Origin of the sequence: Burkholderia cepacia, assembly GCF_001039005.1 — a bacterium.
Lineage (GTDB): Bacteria > Pseudomonadota > Gammaproteobacteria > Burkholderiales > Burkholderiaceae > Burkholderia > Burkholderia theae.
In genome coordinates this window covers 113791-130602 of the sequence record NZ_LDWR01000058.1, presented here as the reverse complement: position 1 = coordinate 130602, position 16812 = coordinate 113791, and the positions used below count along the sequence as shown (strand labels likewise).

Annotated in this window: 17 protein-coding genes; 12 read left to right on the top strand and 5 right to left on the bottom strand. The window is 65.5% G+C overall.

Annotated elements, in window-relative coordinates; genetic code table 11:
- Positions 1-52: 52 nt before the first annotated feature.
- From VL15_RS30915 to VL15_RS30900, 4 genes are all read right to left on the bottom strand, one after another.
- Positions 53-1504 (bottom strand): bifunctional 2-methylcitrate dehydratase/aconitate hydratase, encoded by a 1452-nt coding sequence (locus VL15_RS30915; protein WP_048250523.1) that lies wholly within the window; start codon positions 1502-1504, stop codon positions 53-55.
- A gap of 19 nt (positions 1505-1523) precedes the next feature.
- A complete protein-coding gene (locus VL15_RS30910; RefSeq protein WP_048250521.1) occupies positions 1524-2039 on the bottom strand; it encodes a hypothetical protein in 516 nt (171 codons plus the stop codon).
- Between the two features lie 231 nt (positions 2040-2270).
- The gene (locus VL15_RS30905) at positions 2271-3278 is read right to left on the bottom strand and encodes an HpcH/HpaI aldolase/citrate lyase family protein (RefSeq protein WP_048250520.1); all 1008 of its coding nucleotides are present in this window, start codon (positions 3276-3278) and stop codon (positions 2271-2273) included.
- A gap of 182 nt (positions 3279-3460) precedes the next feature.
- Positions 3461-4447 carry a malate dehydrogenase gene (locus VL15_RS30900; protein ID WP_048250518.1) on the bottom strand — a complete coding sequence of 329 codons (987 nt, stop codon included), beginning with the start codon at positions 4445-4447 and terminating at the stop codon, positions 3461-3463.
- 288 nt (positions 4448-4735) lie between these two features.
- Between VL15_RS30900 and VL15_RS30895 the strand changes: the two genes are divergently transcribed.
- The 7 genes from VL15_RS30895 to gltA all read left to right on the top strand — a co-directional run bounded on the left by VL15_RS30895 (position 4736) and on the right by gltA (position 10661).
- Positions 4736-5560, top strand: a complete 825-nt coding sequence (locus VL15_RS30895) for a GntR family transcriptional regulator (RefSeq protein WP_080971008.1) — start codon at positions 4736-4738, stop codon at positions 5558-5560.
- A 170-nt stretch (positions 5561-5730) separates the two neighbouring features.
- Positions 5731-6147, top strand: coding sequence for a succinate dehydrogenase, cytochrome b556 subunit (gene sdhC, locus VL15_RS30890; RefSeq protein WP_048250517.1), 417 nt, complete (start codon positions 5731-5733; stop codon positions 6145-6147).
- Between the two features lie 4 nt (positions 6148-6151).
- Positions 6152-6520, top strand: coding sequence for a succinate dehydrogenase, hydrophobic membrane anchor protein (gene sdhD, locus VL15_RS30885; RefSeq protein WP_034180015.1), 369 nt, complete (start codon positions 6152-6154; stop codon positions 6518-6520).
- 3 nt (positions 6521-6523) lie between these two features.
- Complete coding sequence (sdhA, locus tag VL15_RS30880) at positions 6524-8299, top strand: succinate dehydrogenase flavoprotein subunit (protein ID WP_048250516.1); 1776 nt, start codon at positions 6524-6526, stop codon at positions 8297-8299.
- Between the two features lie 21 nt (positions 8300-8320).
- Positions 8321-9022 carry a succinate dehydrogenase iron-sulfur subunit gene (locus VL15_RS30875; RefSeq protein ID WP_048250514.1) on the top strand — a complete coding sequence of 234 codons (702 nt, stop codon included), beginning with the start codon at positions 8321-8323 and terminating at the stop codon, positions 9020-9022.
- Between the two features lie 11 nt (positions 9023-9033).
- A complete protein-coding gene (locus tag VL15_RS30870) occupies positions 9034-9306 on the top strand; it encodes a succinate dehydrogenase assembly factor 2 (RefSeq protein ID WP_031400668.1) in 273 nt (90 codons plus the stop codon).
- A 53-nt stretch (positions 9307-9359) separates the two neighbouring features.
- Positions 9360-10661 (top strand): citrate synthase, encoded by a 1302-nt coding sequence (gltA, locus tag VL15_RS30865; RefSeq protein ID WP_048250513.1) that lies wholly within the window; start codon positions 9360-9362, stop codon positions 10659-10661.
- Between the two features lie 91 nt (positions 10662-10752).
- Here gltA and VL15_RS30860 read toward each other — a convergent pair whose 3' ends face one another.
- Entirely contained in the window at positions 10753-11718 is a 966-nt protein-coding gene (locus VL15_RS30860) for a helix-turn-helix domain-containing protein (protein ID WP_048250512.1), read from the bottom strand.
- 72 nt (positions 11719-11790) lie between these two features.
- On the opposite strand from VL15_RS30860, the gene VL15_RS30855 reads away from it, so the two are divergent.
- The 5 genes from VL15_RS30855 (at position 11791) to VL15_RS30835 (ending at position 16710) form a co-directional block, all read left to right on the top strand.
- Positions 11791-12180 carry a VOC family protein gene (locus VL15_RS30855; RefSeq protein WP_048250511.1) on the top strand — a complete coding sequence of 130 codons (390 nt, stop codon included), beginning with the start codon at positions 11791-11793 and terminating at the stop codon, positions 12178-12180.
- Positions 12181-12290: 110 nt separating this feature from the next.
- Complete coding sequence (locus VL15_RS30850; protein WP_048250509.1) at positions 12291-13541, top strand: DUF1479 domain-containing protein; 1251 nt, start codon at positions 12291-12293, stop codon at positions 13539-13541.
- 209 nt (positions 13542-13750) lie between these two features.
- Complete coding sequence (locus VL15_RS30845; RefSeq protein ID WP_048250508.1) at positions 13751-14509, top strand: dimethylarginine dimethylaminohydrolase family protein; 759 nt, start codon at positions 13751-13753, stop codon at positions 14507-14509.
- Between the two features lie 98 nt (positions 14510-14607).
- A complete protein-coding gene (locus VL15_RS30840; RefSeq protein ID WP_048250506.1) occupies positions 14608-15072 on the top strand; it encodes an Lrp/AsnC family transcriptional regulator in 465 nt (154 codons plus the stop codon).
- A gap of 99 nt (positions 15073-15171) precedes the next feature.
- Positions 15172-16710 (top strand): amino acid permease, encoded by a 1539-nt coding sequence (locus tag VL15_RS30835; protein WP_048250505.1) that lies wholly within the window; start codon positions 15172-15174, stop codon positions 16708-16710.
- Positions 16711-16812 lie beyond the last annotated feature (102 nt).

The window sequence follows — 16812 nt, the reverse complement described above, 5'->3', positions numbered from 1 at the left end:
GGTGATTTTCCTGGGTTTAAGGCTAGGAAACAACGTGTCCTGTAGATGACGGCTATATCACATACAAGTCGACGTACTCATCGACCGGCATCGCTTCGAGCTTTGCCTGGTCCAGCGACACGTCGAGAATCGCTTGTTGCTGCTTTGCCGGGAAACGGCGGGCGAGGTTGGTCCGGAACTTCTCGACCAGCAGCGGGATGCCGTCCGTGCGGCGTCGCTTGTGGCCGAGCGGATACTCGACTACCACTTCGGCAAGCTTCGATCCGTCCGTGAACTCGATCGTCAGCGCATTCGCGATCGATCGCTTGTCCGGATCGTGGTAATCCTTCGTGAACTGCGGATCCTCGACGCACACGCTCTTCGCGCGCAGCGCGTCGATGCGCGGGTCCGCCGCGGCCGCATCTTCGTAGTCGGCCGCGGTCAGCCGGCCGAACAGCAGCGGCACGGCCACCATGTACTGGATGCAGTGGTCGCGGTCGGCCGGATTGGCGAGCGGGCCCTGCTTGTCGATGATGCGGATCGCGGGCGCGTGCGTGCGGATCGTGATCCGGCCGATCTCGTCGGTCGTGCGGCCCGCCGCGGCGAGCTGCGCGTGCAGCTGCAGCGCGGCCTCGGCGGCGGTTTGCGCATGGAATTCGGCGGGGAACGCGATCTTGAACAGCACGTTCTCCATCACGTAGGTGCCGTACGGGCGCTGGAAGCGGAACGGCTTCCCGTCGAACAGCACGTCGTAGAAGCCCCAGGTTTGCGCGGTGAGCGCCGACGGGTAGCCCATTTCACCCGTTTTCGCGATCAGCGCGAGGCGCACCGCGCGGGAGGTGGCGTCGCCGGCCGCCCATGATTTGCGCGAACCCGTGTTCGGCGCGTGGCGGTAGGTGCGCAGCGCGTGGCCATCGACGAACGCGTTGGACACCGCGTTGATCAGCTCGTCGCGCGTGAGCCCGAGCAGCCGGCCGACGACGGCCGTCGACGCGACCTTCACGAGCAGCACGTGGTCGAGCCCGACCGCGTTGAATGAATTCTCGAGCGCGAGGCAGCCCTGGATTTCGTGGGCCTGGATCATCGCGACCAGCACGTCGCGCATCGATAGCGGCTTCCGGCCGGCCGCGACGGCCGTGCGGGAGAGCCAGTCGGCCGTCGCCAGGATGCCGCCGAGATTGTCGGACGGATGGCCCCATTCGGCGGCGAGCCAGGTGTCGTTGAAGTCCAGCCAGCGGATCATCGCGCCGATACCGAACGCGGCCTGCACGGGATCGAGCTGGAAGGACGTGCCGGGCACCTTCGCGCCGTTCGGCACGATCGTGCCGGGCACGACGGGGCCGAGCAGCTTGGTGCAGGCAGGGTAGGACAGCGCCTCGAGTCCGCATCCGAGCGTGTCGATCAGGCAATGCCGCGCCGTCTCCAGCGCGAGCGCGCTGTCGATGCCGGCGTTCAGCACGTAGTCGACGATATCGACGAGTACCGTATCCGGAGCAGGGCGGACGTTGGAGACCGGGGCGGACATCGAGGGGCGGGGAACGCGCTTAGTTCGTTGCCGGCTTCAGCTCGTTCGACTGCGTCGGCGCCGGCGTGCCTTGGGTCATTTCCGGCGTCACGCACTCGTCCGCGAGACGCTCGCCGCCGTTTGCGTCGGAGAACAGCATCGCCTTGCTCGGGATCACGACCAGCTTGAAGCCTGCTGCCGGATCGTAGAACGTGTCGGCGCCCGTCGTCGTGGCCTGACGCGGCAGCTTGTAGTTCTTCTTCGCCCAGTGAACCGTGACGACCTGGTCGCGCTTCATGTCGCCGGCGAGATCGAACGACAGGCCTTCCTTACAGGTCCACTTCACCGCGCCGTCCGGTACCGGATCGACCTTCGCTGCGGCACGCGCCTGTGCCTTCTTGCTGCGCGGGATGATGCGCTTGGCCGGCGCCGGGCGCTTGGCCGTTGCCTTCTTCGCGGTCGTCGTGGTCGTACCCTGGGCAAACGCGCTCGGAGCCGACACCAGCATCGTGGCGGACAAGGCGCCGATGGCGGTAGCGATCAGGAGTTTCTTCATGGAGTCAGAACCTTTCGATAATCAGTTGACAAGGGCCGGCAATCGAAACTGCCGACCGGATTGAAACTGCACGCGCCCCGAAAGCGCGCAGCGGCCGCTATTTTCACCTATTTGGCCGCGCAACCATCAGGTTTTCGGGCTCCGTTACGTTTTTTGTCGTTTCGCAAACCTTTGTCCGGTTTGCGCCTCTGCGAATGCATGAAACACTTGTATCGGCGCGGCGGCGCACGCTCACGGCGTGTCGCCCGCGGCGGCCGGGCCGAACAGTGGCGCGGCCTCGGCCGGTACGGGCTGGCCGGTGGCGCGCGCGCGGCGCAGCACCGACCAGTAATAGCGATAGCTCGCGCGATCGTGCAGCGTATCACCGTGGCGCGTCGGGCCCCAGTCGGCGGCCTGCGCGGCCAGCAGGATCTCGGCGGCCAGCGCGACCTCGTCGGTGCGCGGCGCGAAGGCGTCGACGATCGGGCGGATCTGCGCGGGGTGGATGCTCCACATCCGCGTGAACGCGAATTCGTCGCGCGCGCGGCGCGCGTCGCCCGCCACGACGGCCATGTCGCGCACTTCGGTCGTCACGTTGTGCGACGGCGTCTTGCCGTGCGCGTGGCAGGCCGCGGCGATTTCCAGCTTCGCGCGGCGCACGAGCGGGTGTTCGAACTGGCCGGGCGAGCGCATCGCGGTATCGGGAATCGCGCCGTGGTGCGCGGAGACGAAGTCCATCAGCCCGAAGCTCAGCGTGCCGACCATCGGCAGCGCGGCGAGGGCGGCGGCCTGCGCGAGCGCGCCGTGCGTCTCGACCAGCACGTCGACCGGGATCGGTTGCGCGATGCCGAGCTCGCGGCGTGTGCCTTCGATGAACGCGGCCATTTCGGCCGCGTCGGCGGCGTTCGCGATCTTCGGGAGCGTGATGTAGGCGGGGGCGCGTGCGGCGCGCAGCGCGATGCGCACGTCGTCGCGCCAGTGCGGATGAGAAAAGTCGTGGATGCGTACGCCGACGCGGCCGAAGCGGTTCTCGGCGCTGCCGAGCAGTTCGGCGACGAGTTCCGCGTGCGCGGCTTCCTGGCCGACGGCGGCGCCGTCCTCGCAGTCGAACGTGATGTCGAACACGGGGCCCGTTTCGGCCTGCAGCGCGAGCGACTTGCGCATCAGCTTTTCACTGCCCGCGTAGTGATCGCAGCATGGCAGGATCGCGGGCGGGGACGCCCCGTCGTACAGCACTTGTGCAGGAGTGAGCGCGGCCATCTCTTCTACGTCAGGGAAGCGGGTCAACGTGGAGAAAATCGGATTCGGGCGCGTTCTGGGCCGATGCGCGGCGAGCGCGGGGCGGCAAAACGGGCACGGATCGGATCGGGCGGCGGGGCCGGCGGCGTGCGCCGGCCCCGCCGTGACGGGTTGCCCGGAGGCTGCCCGTCACGGTGCTGAATTTAGTTCTTCAGCAGGTGGGCGACGCCGTCGCGCTCTTCGAGCAGCTCGGCCAGCGTGCCGTCCATCTTCTCGCGCGAGAATGCGTCGATTTCGAGGCCTTCGATGCGCTTGTACTCGCCGTTTTCGCAAACGACCGGCACGCCGTAGATGATGTCTTCGGGGATGCCGTACGAGCCGTCCGACGGGATGCCCATCGTGACCCACTTGCCGTTCGTGCCGAGCACCCAGTCACGGACGTGGTCGATCGCCGCGTTGGCTGCCGACGCTGCCGACGACAGGCCGCGCGCTTCGATGATCGCCGCGCCGCGCTTGCCGACGGTCGGGATGAACGTGTCGCGGTTCCACACGTCGTCGTTGATCAGCTTCAGCATCGATTCGCCTTCGGCAGTCGCGAAGCGGAAGTCCGGGTACATCGTCGGCGAGTGGTTGCCCCACACGGCGAGCTTCTCGATCGACGCGACCGGCTTGCCCGACTTGGCGGCGAGTTGCGACAGCGCGCGGTTGTGGTCGAGGCGCAGCATGGCCGTGAAGTTCTTCTTCGGCAGATCCGGCGCCGACTTCATCGCGATGTATGCGTTCGTGTTCGCCGGGTTGCCGACGACCAGCACCTTCACGTCGCGGCTTGCGACTTCGTTCAGCGCAGCGCCCTGAACCGTGAAGATCTCGGCGTTCGCCGACAGCAGGTCCTTGCGCTCCATGCCCTTCGAGCGCGGACGTGCACCGACCAGCAGCGCGACGTCGGCATCCTTGAATGCAACCTTCGGATCGTCGGTGATCACGACGCCCGCGAGCAGCGGGAACGCGCAATCGTCGAGCTCCATCACCACGCCTTTGACGGCGGCTTGGGCTTGCGGGAGGTCGAGCAGTTGCAGGATGACCGGCTGGTCCTTGCCGAGCAGGTCGCCGTTCGCGATGCGGAACAGCAGGGAGTAAGCGATTTGACCTGCGGCGCCGGTGACGGCAACGCGCTTTGCGGGCTTAGCCATTGAAAATCTCCAGGACGGTTGAAGCGTTGGACGCTAGCGAAAACGCCATTCTATGCGCGTTGTGCGTAACGTTGCATTGAAGCAGGGCGGAGGACTCGCGATGGCAGACGCGGTGAACCTGGAGACGGCCGTGGCACGTAGCCGGGGACGCGCTCTTGCACCCGCGAACCCTTGCTCGACCGGGAGTGTAGGAGTCGTCACGCGCATTGTCAAACGGTATCATATGTCTTATATAAGACAGATGTTTTGCGGAAATTGAGTGGACGAAAAAGTGCGGTTTGTGATGAAATGCGCGCCATGACATCGAACCAGGCGAATACCGCGAATCAGACCGGCGCAGGCGGCCCAGGGCAGCCGGGCGCGGGTGATCCCGTCGCTTCGCCTGCGGCCTCTCCGTCGCCGACGTTCAGCCCGTTATACCAGCAGATTAAGTCATTGATCACGCAAAGTCTCGAAACCGGTGAATGGAAGCCGGGCGAGATTATCCCGAGTGAAGTGGAACTCGCGGCCCGTTACAAGGTGAGTCAGGGCACCGTTCGCAAGGCGATCGATGAACTGGCTGCCGAAAACCTCGTGGTCCGGCGGCAGGGCAAGGGTACTTTTGTTGCAACGCACAATGAGGATCGCGCGCAGTTTCGCTTTCTTCGTTTGCTGGCCGATGACGGTGCCGAGCATCCGCACGTGAGTCGCCTGCTCGAATGCCGGCGCCTGCGCGCGCCGGCCGAGATCGCGCGGCAGCTCGACCTGAAGCCGGCCGATCCGGTCGTGCAGGTGCGCCGCCTGCTGGAGTTCGACAGCGAGGTGACGGTGCTCGACGAGATCTGGCTGCCGGGCGCGATGTTTCGCGGGCTCACGTTCGAGCGGCTGAGCGACTACAAGGGGCCGCTCTACGCGATGTTCGAGACGGAGTTCGGCACGCGGATGATCCGCGCGACGGAGAAGATCCGCGCGGTGGCGGCGGAGCCGGCGGTCGCCGACCTGCTGCACGTGCCGGCGGGTTTTCCTTTGCTGTCGGTCGAGCGTGTGTCCTATACATACGGGGATCGGCCGGTGGAAGTGCGTCGCGGCTGGTATGTCACAACCGGGTACTACTATCAGAATGACTTGAGTTGACGATGATTCGGCTCAGGCCGAGTGCATTCGCGTTCCCCACGCTCGCGAAGCACGTTTCGGGCCGCCTTTGTTCTTGTTCGCGCAACTATCCAGAGCAGACTTTCGCTGCAGCGCGATATAAAAAGGCGCTAAAATCGCGGATTAGTGTGACAACATAGTAGGGGTCTAGCATGACTGACGCAGTAAGAAAGCCGAGGCCGGAATACCGGAACATCGGATTCAGCGATATCACGATGAAATATCGCATGCCGCTGGCAGCGACTTTGTCGATTCTCCATCGAGTCAGCGGCGCGCTGCTGTTCCTGTTCCTGCCGTTCCTGCTGTTCCTCTTCGACCAAAGCCTCACGTCAGAGCTCAGCTTCGAAGTCTTCAAGGCTTTCCTCTCCAACATCATCGTCAAGCTGATCGTCCTCGCGTTGTCGTGGGCGTTCTTCCACCATTTCTGCGCCGGCATTCGCCACCTGCTGATGGACGTCAACCACGACGCCGTCACGAAGGAAGGCGGCAAGCGGACGGCAGTCGTCGTCTTTGTCGTCTCGATCGCACTGACGATCGCCATGGCCCTCAAACTGTTCGGAGCATTCTAAGAAAATGGCAGCCAACAACCGAATCGGCTCGAAGCGCCTCGTCGTCGGCGCACATTACGGCCTGCGCGACTGGCTTGCGCAGCGTATCACCGCCACGATTATGGCGGTCTACACGGTCATTCTGCTCGTCCTGTTCTTCGGCGCGCACGACTTCTCGTACGAAGGCTGGGCATCGATCTTCTCCGCGCAATGGATGAAGCTCGCGACCTTCGTGATGCTGCTTTCCCTCTTCTACCACGCGTGGGTCGGCGTGCGCGACATCTGGATGGACTACGTGAAGCCCGTCGGTGTGCGCCTGCTGCTGCAATCGCTGACCATCGTCTGGCTGCTCGCATGTGCGGGCTACGCCGCGCAGATTCTCTGGAGAGTGTAAAGAATGGCTGCAATCAAAACTTCCCTCCCGCGTCGCAAGTTTGACGTGGTGATCGTCGGCGCGGGCGGCTCCGGCTTGCGTGCTGCGCTGCAACTGTCGCGCGCGGGCCTGTCGGTCGGCGTGCTGTCGAAGGTGTTCCCGACCCGTTCGCACACGGTGGCCGCGCAGGGCGGCATCGGTGCATCGCTCGGCAACATGAGCGAAGACAACTGGCACTTCCACTTCTACGACACGATCAAGGGCTCCGACTGGCTCGGCGACCAGGACGCGATCGAATTCATGTGCCGTGAAGCGCCGAACGTCGTGTACGAACTCGAGCACTTCGGCATGCCGTTCGACCGCAACGCGGACGGCACGATCTACCAGCGTCCGTTCGGCGGCCACACCGCGAACTACGGCGAAAAGCCGGTCCAGCGCGCTTGCGCGGCCGCCGACCGTACCGGTCACGCGCTGCTGCACACGCTGTACCAGCAGAACGTCGAGGCGAAGACGCAGTTCTTCGTCGAATGGATGGCGCTCGACCTGATCCGCGACGCGGACGGCGACGTGCTCGGCGTGACGGCCCTCGAGATGGAGACGGGTGACGTCTACATCATGGAAGGCAAGACGACGCTGTTTGCGACGGGCGGCGCAGGCCGGATCTTCGCGGCGTCGACCAACGCGTTCATCAACACCGGCGACGGCCTCGGCATGGCCGCGCGTTCAGGTTTCGCACTGCAGGACATGGAGTTCTGGCAGTTCCACCCGACCGGCGTGGCCGGCGCGGGCGTGCTGATCACCGAAGGCGTGCGCGGCGAAGGCGGTATCCTGCGCAACGCGAACGGCGAGCGCTTCATGGAGCGCTATGCGCCGACGCTGAAGGATCTGGCGCCGCGTGACTTCGTGTCGCGTTCGATGGACCAGGAAATCAAGGAAGGCCGCGGCGTCGGTCCGAACAAGGACCACGTGCTGCTCGACCTGTCGCACATCGGCGCCGAGACGATCATGAAGCGTCTGCCGTCGATCCGCGAAATCGCGCTGAAGTTTGCGAACGTCGATGCGATCAAGGAACCGATCCCGGTCGTCCCGACGATCCACTACCAGATGGGCGGCATCCCGACCAACATCCACGGTCAGGTCGTCGGCACGTCGCGCGATCACAAGGAACCGGTCAACGGCTTCTACGCAGTGGGCGAGTGCTCGTGCGTGTCCGTGCACGGCGCGAACCGCCTCGGCACGAACTCGCTGCTGGACCTCGTGGTGTTTGGCCGTGCGGCCGGCAACCACATCGTCGAGCACGTGAAGAACCAGAAGGAACACAAGCCGCTGCCGGCCGATGCGGGCGAATTCTCGCTGGCGCGCCTGAACAAGCTCGACAAGTCGACGGCGGGCGAATACACGCAGGACGTCGCGAACGACATCCGCTCGACGATGCAGAAGCACGCAGGCGTGTTCCGCACGTCCGAACTGCTGAAGGAAGGCGTCGACCAGATGGCCGGCCTGGCGGCACGCGTGGAAAACATCCACCTGAAGGACAAGTCGAAGGTGTTCAACACCGCGCGCGTCGAAGCGCTCGAGCTGGAGAACCTGATCGAAGTCGCCCGCGCGACGATGGTGTCGGCGGAAGCGCGCAAGGAAAGCCGTGGCGCGCACGCACACAGCGACTACGAACACCGCGACGACGAAAACTGGCTGCGTCACACGCTGTGGTACAGCGAAGGCGATCGCCTCGACTACAAGCCGGTTCAAATGAAGCCGCTGACGGTCGAATCCGTGCCGCCGAAGCCGCGCACGTTCTAAGCCGAGTCAAAGGAATCCGAAATGGCAAAACGCATTTTTGAAGTCTACCGCTACGATCCGGACAAGGACGCAGCGCCGCGCATGCAGACGTACGAGCTGGAGCTCGAGCACGAGCGCATGCTGCTCGATGCACTGGTCAAGCTGAAGGCACTGGACGAGACGCTGTCGTTCCGCCGTTCGTGCCGCGAAGGCGTGTGCGGTTCGGACGCGATGAACATCAACGGCAAGAACGGTCTCGCGTGCCTGACGAACCTGAACGACCTGCCGCAGAAGATCGTGCTGCGCCCGCTGCCGGGCCTGCCCGTCGTGCGCGACCTGATCGTCGACATGACGCACTTCTTCAACCAGTATCACTCGATCAAGCCGTACCTGATCAACGACGCGCCGCCGCCGGAGAAGGAACGCCTCCAGTCGCCGGAAGAGCGCGACGAGCTCGACGGCGTGTACGAGTGCATTCTGTGCGCGAGCTGCTCGACGTCGTGCCCGAGCTTCTGGTGGAACCCGGACAAGTTCGTCGGCCCGGCCGGCCTGCTGCAGGCTTACCGCTTCATCGCGGATAGCCGCGACACGGCCACCGGCGAGCGTCTCGACAACCTGGAAGACCCGTACCGTCTGTTCCGTTGCCACACGATCATGAACTGCGTCGACGTTTGCCCGAAGGGCCTGAACCCGACGAAGGCGATCGGCAAGATCAAGGAACTGATGGTTCGCCGCGCGGTTTAAGGCCGGGTGCAATGAGCGACGATTCGCATCAATCCGACCCGCACCGTCGCGCGCGCCTTCGCTGGCGCGCGCGGCGGGGTCTGCTGGAAAACGACATCATCTTCGAGCGTTTCTTCGGCAGATACGAGCATGACCTCACCGATGCAGACGTAGGCGCGTTGTCGCGCCTGCTCGATCTGAGCGACAACGACCTGATGGACTTGCTCCTCGCGCGCAAGGAACCAGAAGGCGACCTAGACAGCCCGGATATTCACCGGCTGTTGGAGATGCTGCGCAACGTGTAACACGTTACGCCCGTTATCGAATCCCGTTTCTTTATTTCGATTGAGGATGTGCCATGACTCCGTCTGATGTTAAAGCCACGCTATCGTTCAGCGACAACTCGCCGAGCGTCGAACTGCCGATCTACAAGGGCACGATGGGCCCGGACGTAATCGACATCCGCAAGCTGTACGGCCAGACCGGCAAGTTCACGTACGACCCGGGCTTCATGTCGACGGCAGCTTGTAATTCGGCGATCACGTACATCGACGGCGACAAGGGCGAACTGCTGTACCGCGGTTACCCGATCGACAACCTCGCGCAAAATGCGGACTTCCTCGAAAGCTGCTACCTGCTGCTGAAGGGCGAGCTGCCGAACGCGGCGCAGAAGAAGGAATTCGTCGACACCGTCACGAAGCACACGATGGTGCACGAGCAGATGCACTTCTTCTTCCGTGGCTTCCGCCGCGACGCGCACCCGATGGCGATCCTGGTCGCCGCGGTCGGCGCGCTGTCCGCGTTCTACCACGACTCGCTCGACATCAACGACCCGCGTCACCGCGAAGTGTCGGCGATCCGCATGATCGCGAAGCTGCCGACGCTTGTCGCGATGGCGTACAAGTACAGCATCGGCCAGCCGTTCGTGTATCCGAAGAACTCGCTGTCGTACAGCGCGAACTTCATGCACATGATGTTCTCGAACCCGTGCGAAGAGTACAAGGTCAACGACGTGCTCGTCCGCGCGCTCGACCGTATCCTGATCCTGCACGCCGACCACGAGCAGAACGCATCGACGTCGACGGTCCGTCTGGCCGGTTCGTCGGGCGCGAACCCGTTCGCATGTATCGCGGCCGGTATCGCCTGTCTGTGGGGCCCGGCGCACGGTGGTGCGAACGAAGCCGCGCTGAACATGCTCGAGCAGATCGGCTCGCCGGACAACATCCCCGAATTCATCAAGCAGGTGAAGGACAAGAATTCGGGCGTGAAGCTGATGGGCTTCGGCCACCGCGTGTACAAGAACTACGACCCGCGCGCGAAGCTGATGCGCGAAACGTGCTACGAAGTGCTGAACGAACTGGGCCTGCACGACGACCCGCTGTTCAAGCTCGCGATGCAGCTCGAGAAGATCGCGCTGGAAGACGAATACTTCGTGTCGCGCAAGCTGTACCCGAACGTCGACTTCTACTCGGGCATCGTCCAGCGCGCGCTGGGCATCCCGACGTCGATGTTCACGTGTATCTTCGCGATGGCACGTACGGTCGGCTGGATCGCACAGTGGAACGAAATGATTGCCGATCCCGAACAGAAGATTGGCCGTCCGCGCCAGCTGTTCATCGGCGATTCGCCGCGCGAAGCGAAGCCGATCAGCGCACGTTAAGTCGTGCGCGGCGCGAACGGCCGGCAGGCCGCTCGCGTCGGGCGAAACGCAACGCCACGACACCCCGACGGATCATCCCGTCGGGGTGTTTTCATTTGCGCGCCGGATCGGTGCGGCGCTCCAGCGACGGTGGCCGCGTCTCGAGCGCCGGCGCGTTGTCGTCGGGCGGGTGGCCGTGCTGCAGGAAGAACCGGCGGTATGCGCCGGGCGTGATTCCGCGTGCGGCGAGGAACTGGCGGTTGAAGTTCGCGGGATTCGGAATGCCGCAGCGCGCGGCCACGATCGCGATCGGCCAGTCGGTGCCGACGAGATGACGGCACGCGTGCGCAAGCCGCAACCGCTGCACGTAGCGGCCGACGCTTTCGCCGAGATGCCGGACGAACAGGCGCTGCAACGTGCGCTCGGACAGGTGCGCGGCAGCGGCGAGCGCGTCGATGCGCAGCGGTTCATGGAAGTGCCGGTCGATCGCGTCGAGCACGCGATCGAGGCGCTCGGCTTCGGGGGCGGCCGCGTCGGCGGGTGGTGACGTTCCGTCGCGCCGTTCGTAGGCATGGGCGGTGGCGAGCGGTTCGCCGCCGGCTTCCGCGAGGTCGGCGAGCGTGTCGAGCGCGGCCGCGAGCCGTATGCGCGGAGCAGGATCGAGCAAGCGCGGCAGCCGTGCGCGCATCGCGCGGGCCGTGTCGGTATCGAATCGCAGGCCCGGCGCCGCACGTCGCAGCAGCGAGCGTAGCGGCGCGTATTCGGGACAACAATCGGCAAGCCGCCGCACCCAGTCGCCATCGAACCAGACGACGAGCGCGACTTCGGGCGCATCGCGATCGATGCGCGCGTTCGACGACCACGTATGCGGCAGGTTAGGCGGCACGAGCACCAGATCGTCGTCCGCGTAGCGCGCGACGTGATCGCCGATGAAGCGCTGGCCGCGGCTGTTGAGCGTCAACGTCAGTTCGTATTCGGGGTGGCGATGCCATTCGAACGGGATGCGCGCGAGCTGGCGGTGATACACGCGGATCGAACAGCCGGGCGCGAACGTCACGTGCTCGTACTGCGGTTTCATCGCGGCCTCCGGGCGAGGGCGGGCACCGCGCCGTGGCATGATCGCGAGTGATCGTCACGACGGAGCGATGCCATGTTTTCACATGTTTGCGTGGGCGTCAGCGACACCGCGCGCGCCTACGATTTCTACGCGCCGCTTTTCGCGGAACTCGGGCTGCGCCTGAAGTTTCGCGAGCCGGACGGCTGGTCGGGCTGGATGCCGGCCGATACCGACCGGCCGCTGTTCTTTTTCGGCCAGCCGCTCGACGGCCGCGCGCCCGAACCGGGCAATGGCCACACGATCGCGTTCGACGCGCCGACCCGCACGCACGTCGATCGCTGCCACGCGCTCGCGCTGCGCCACGGCGGCACCTGCGAAGGGCCGCCGGGCCCGCGGCCGCACTATCACCGCGACTACTACGGCGCCTATTTTCGCGACCCGGACGGCAACAAGCTCTGCGTGGTCTGTCATCGTCCCGAGTAACGCACGGTTGTCAGGATTGTATCGATAGTTGACCGGATAGTAGTGATAGTGGCCGTGCGCTCGCCGTACGCTGACAGCACATCACGACACGCTTCAGCGAGGAGACCACGATGCAACTGACGATTGACGATCTGCCCGCCGCGATCCGCGCGGCGAAACGTGCGCTGCGCGCCGACCTGCCCGGTTACGCGGCGACGTTCCGCGAACTGGAGGGCGACATCGCGCGACAGGTCGACGCGATCCGCCGCGCGCATGCGCATGGCCATGACGTGATTCCGGTGGTGCCGTTTGCGGATATCGCGGGCGGGACCGTCGATCCGCACGCGATTGCCGCGGTCCGCACGCATGGCGCGGTCGTGATTCGCGGCGTATTCGATGCGCAGCAGGCGCGCGACTGGAACGACGAGATCGGCACGTACCTGGATTCGAACCGCTTCGCCGAGCGGTTGAATGCGCGCGCCGAGGATCGGTATTTCGGCAATCTCGCGTCGGGCAAGCCGCAGATCTACGGCGTCTACTGGTCGAAGCCGCAGGTGGCCGCGCGCCAGTCGCAGGCGCTCACGCAGGCGCGCGTGTTCCTGAACCGCCTGTGGCGGCATGCGGACGGCGTGCGCACGCACTTCGATCCCGACCGGGTGCCCGCCTATGCGGACCGGATTCGCCGCCGGCCGCCGGGTTCGACGTCGCTCGGGCTGTCGCCACATGTCGACGGCGGCTCCGTCGAGCGCTGGCTTGGCGCGAACTTCCGCCAGGTCTACCGTCACGTGCTGGCCGGCCGCTGGCGCGATTACGACCCGTTCGATGCCGCGTTCCGCCCCGACGTCGAGGAGATTCCGTCGCCGGCCGTGTGTTCGATGTTCCGCACGTTCCAGGGCTGGACCGCGCTGACGCCGCAGGGGCCCGGCGACGGGACGCTGCAGCTGATTCCGGTGGCGAACGCGATGGCCTATGTCGTGCTGCGCGCGCTACAGGACGACGTGGCCGACGACGACCTGTGCGGCGCGCGTCCCGGCCGCGCGCTGTCGATCCGGCCCGAATGGCACGCGCTGCTGCTCGATGCGCTGGTGCCGATCCCGCACATGGCGCCGGGCGACGCGGTGTTCTGGCACGGCGACGTCGTGCATGCGGTCGAGGATGCGCACCGCGGCAGCGGCGACAGCAACGTGATGTACATCGCGGCCGCGCCCGGCTGCGCGAAGAATGACGCGTACCTGCAGCGCCAGCAGGCCGCGTTTCTGCGTGGCGAGAGCCCGCCCGACTTCCCGGCCGATCATTTCGAGGTCAAATTCGACGGACGCGGCGGGGAGGGCGATCTCACGGCGCTCGGCCGCGCGCAGATGGGGTTCGGGTCAGGCGCGTAACGGGCGCGCCGCGCGCGAAAGCGGCCGTTCGCGATGCAGCGGTCGGCCGTCTGCCGAATCCGCTGCCTGCCGCATGCAATTCGACGCAATCGGCTGTCGGCGCAGCCGAAATCGACGCGAATTGCGCAATTTGGCTTCCGATAATGGTCCGGACACAACGCAGCTGCCCCGTGCCCCGCACGGGTGTGGCGATGACCATGGAGGAGTCGATGCAATTTACGCAAGCGATCGTTCGCCGTCCCGCGCCGTCCTGTGCCGCGGGCCTGACCACCGCCGAACTCGGCGCACCCGACTATGACAAGACACTCACGCAGTTCCACGCGTATTGCGACGCGCTGAGCACGCTCGGCGTCGCGCTGACCGAGCTGCCGTCGCTGGAGGCGTTCCCCGATTCGCATTTCGTCGAGGACGTCGCCGTCGTGACGCCGGAATTCGCGGTGATCACGCGCCCCGGCGCGCCCGCGCGGCGCGGCGAGACGGTGCATATCGAAGCGGCGCTCGCCGCGCATCGCGACCTGCTGCCGATGCAGGAAGGCCGTCTCGACGGCGGCGACGTGATGCTGGTCGGCAAGCGCTTCTACATCGGCCTGACGGGGCGCACCGACGCCGAAGGCATCGCCGCGTTCGAATCGCTCGTGTCGCGCTACGGCTATTCGGTCGTCGCGGTGCCGGTGGGCGCCGGCCTGCACCTGAAATCGGTCGTCAACGCGCTCGGCGACGACACGCTGCTCGTGACCGAAGCGCTGGCCGCGCATCCGGCGTTCGCCGACTATCGCCGGATCGCGATCTCGGCCGCCGACGAATACGCGGGCAACACGCTGCGCGTGAACGGCACGCTGATCACGCCGGCCGGCTATCCGCGCGTGCACGATGCGATCGCGTCGCTCGGGCTGCCGCTGCACGTGATCGACACGAGCGAGTTCCGCAAGATGGACGGCGGCCTGACCTGCCTGTCGCTGCGGTTCTAGCCGATTGGCGCGCGGCCGCTTCGGCCGGATAATGTGGCCCCCGCGCGGAAATGGAGACGTTCCGCGCACCAGCCACGACCCGACCGGAGCGAACGCGGATGACCGACAAGAAGATGCAGCTCGACAAGATCGATCTCCGGATCCTCGACATTCTGCGCACCGACGGACGGATTTCATACCGGAAGCTGTCGGAGCTCGTGAACCTCACGCCGCGGCCGTGCCAGGCGCGCGTGGAGCGACTCGAGGCGCTGGGCGTGATCGAAGGCTACCGGGCGGTGATCAAGGCGCCCCGCGCGACCAAGCCGGTCGTCGTGATCGCGCAGATCGTGCTGGCCGACCACGGTCGTTCGCAGGCGCCGTTCGAGGACGAGATGCGGGCGAATCCGGCCGTGCTCGATTGCTGGCTCGTCAGCGGCACGTTCGATTTTCTCGTGCGGCTCGCGTGCGAGGATCTCGACGAGTACCGGAGGATCGCGAACGTCTGGCTGGAAAGCCCGCGGTTCCGGATCGAAAAGATCGTGACGACGGCTGAACTGCAGGCGATCAAGCGCAGCGTCGTTTGACGCGGCCGGGAAGGTCCGGCTTCCATGCGAATGACCCGGTCAATCGATTTGTATTCCGAATCAAATTGATCGAACCGAAATCCAATCGAGGTGAAAACTATGGATGCTTTGCAAGCGGCAGCGGAGACGGCCGCACCGTCCGGGGCGACGCTCAAGCGCCGTCTGCAGGGCCGCCACATCGCGATGATCGCGATCGGCGGCTCGATCGGCACGGGGCTGTTCGTCGCGTCGGGCGCGTCGGTCGCGCAGGCGGGGCCGGGCGGTGCGATCGCCGCGTATATCGCGATCGGGATCATGGTCTACTTCGTCGTCACGGGCCTCGGCGAGATGGCGGCGCTGATGCCGGTGTCGGGCTCGTTCGCGATCTACGGCGAGAAATACGTGGACGAAGGCTTCGGCGTCGCGCTCGGCTGGACCTACTGGTACAGCTGGGCCGTGACGATCGCGATCGAGCTGGTGGCCGCGCAGATCGTGATGCGCTACTGGTTTCCCGCCGTGCCGGGCGTATGGTGGGGCGCGGCCTTCCTCGTGCTGATCTTCCTGCTGAATACGCTGTCGGTGCGCGGCTTCGGCGAATCGGAATACTGGTTCTCGCTGATCAAGGTCGTCACCGTGATCGCCTTCATCGCGGCCGGGCTGCTGATCGCGGCCGGCGTGCTCGGCAGCGGGCATCCGGTCGGCTGGCACAACTTCACGACCGGCGACGCGCCGTTCGTCGGCGGCGTGCACGCGATGATGAGCGTCGCGCTGATCGCGGGATTCTCGTTTCTCGGCACCGAGCTGGTCGGGATCACGGCCGGCGAATCGGAGAATCCGCGCAAGACGATCCCGCGCGCGGTGAAGCAGATCTTCTGGCGGATCATGCTGTTCTACGTGCTCGCGATTTTCGTGATCGGCCTGCTCGTGCCGTACACGGACCCGAACCTGCTGAAGAGCGACGTGACCGACATCGGCGTGAGCCCGTTCACGCTGGTGTTCAGTCACGCGGGCTTCGGGCTCGCCGCCGGCGCGATGAATCTCGTGATCCTGACGGCCGTGCTGTCGGCCGGCAATTCCGGCACGTACGCGGCGACGCGGATGCTGTACAACCTCGCTTCGGAAGGGCGCGCGCCGGCGATGTTCGCGACGCTGTCGCCGGGCGGCGTGCCGCGCAACGCGCTGTACGCGACGATGGCCGTCGGCGGGCTGTGCTTCCTCACGTCGCTGACCAACAACCAGAGCATCTATCTGTGGCTGCTGAATACGGTCGGCATCACGGGTTTCATCGCGTGGCTCGGCATTGCGGTCTGCCATTACCGGTTCCGCAAGGGGTTCCTGAAGCAGGGCTACCGGCTCGATCAGCTGCCGTATCGCGCGAAGTGGTTCCCGTTCGGGCCGCTGTTCGCGATCGCGATCTGCATCGTGATCTCGCTCGGGCAGGATTACCAGGCGTTCTTCGCGGCGCGCATCGACTGGATGGAGGTGCTGTCGATCTATGTGTGGATTCCGCTGTTCGTCGCGATCTGGTGGGCGTATCGCCGCGCGCGCAAGAGCCGGCTCGTGCGCTACGAGGAGATGGAGATCGGGCCGTGGCTGATGCGCTCGGTCGAGGCGATCGATGCGGCGGCGGAGCCACGCGAGCGATCGCGCGGCGCGTAGTGCACACGCCGTATCGACGCGGGGCTGCTGAGGTTCGCGGCGGCTGCGTGAGCCGCCGCGTTCAGTTCAGGTCAGGCAGGCCTTCATGAAGTCGACCCGCGC

Coding starts and splice junctions, on each gene's coding strand:
- VL15_RS30840 (WP_048250506.1), top strand. CDS start 14,608: ATGACCGACAAGAAGATGCAGCTCGACAAGATCGATCTCCGGATCCTC.
- VL15_RS30860 (WP_048250512.1), bottom strand. CDS start 11,718: ATGAAACCGCAGTACGAGCACGTGACGTTCGCGCCCGGCTGTTCGATC.
- VL15_RS30895 (WP_080971008.1), top strand. CDS start 4,736: ATGCGCGCCATGACATCGAACCAGGCGAATACCGCGAATCAGACCGGC.
- VL15_RS30855 (WP_048250511.1), top strand. CDS start 11,791: ATGTTTTCACATGTTTGCGTGGGCGTCAGCGACACCGCGCGCGCCTAC.
- VL15_RS30845 (WP_048250508.1), top strand. CDS start 13,751: ATGCAATTTACGCAAGCGATCGTTCGCCGTCCCGCGCCGTCCTGTGCC.
- sdhA (WP_048250516.1), top strand. CDS start 6,524: ATGGCTGCAATCAAAACTTCCCTCCCGCGTCGCAAGTTTGACGTGGTG.
- VL15_RS30900 (WP_048250518.1), bottom strand. CDS start 4,447: ATGGCTAAGCCCGCAAAGCGCGTTGCCGTCACCGGCGCCGCAGGTCAA.
- sdhC (WP_048250517.1), top strand. CDS start 5,731: ATGACTGACGCAGTAAGAAAGCCGAGGCCGGAATACCGGAACATCGGA.
- gltA (WP_048250513.1), top strand. CDS start 9,360: ATGACTCCGTCTGATGTTAAAGCCACGCTATCGTTCAGCGACAACTCG.
- VL15_RS30905 (WP_048250520.1), bottom strand. CDS start 3,278: ATGGCCGCGCTCACTCCTGCACAAGTGCTGTACGACGGGGCGTCCCCG.
- VL15_RS30875 (WP_048250514.1), top strand. CDS start 8,321: ATGGCAAAACGCATTTTTGAAGTCTACCGCTACGATCCGGACAAGGAC.
- sdhD (WP_034180015.1), top strand. CDS start 6,152: ATGGCAGCCAACAACCGAATCGGCTCGAAGCGCCTCGTCGTCGGCGCA.
- VL15_RS30915 (WP_048250523.1), bottom strand. CDS start 1,504: ATGTCCGCCCCGGTCTCCAACGTCCGCCCTGCTCCGGATACGGTACTC.
- VL15_RS30910 (WP_048250521.1), bottom strand. CDS start 2,039: ATGAAGAAACTCCTGATCGCTACCGCCATCGGCGCCTTGTCCGCCACG.
- VL15_RS30835 (WP_048250505.1), top strand. CDS start 15,172: ATGGATGCTTTGCAAGCGGCAGCGGAGACGGCCGCACCGTCCGGGGCG.
- VL15_RS30870 (WP_031400668.1), top strand. CDS start 9,034: ATGAGCGACGATTCGCATCAATCCGACCCGCACCGTCGCGCGCGCCTT.
- VL15_RS30850 (WP_048250509.1), top strand. CDS start 12,291: ATGCAACTGACGATTGACGATCTGCCCGCCGCGATCCGCGCGGCGAAA.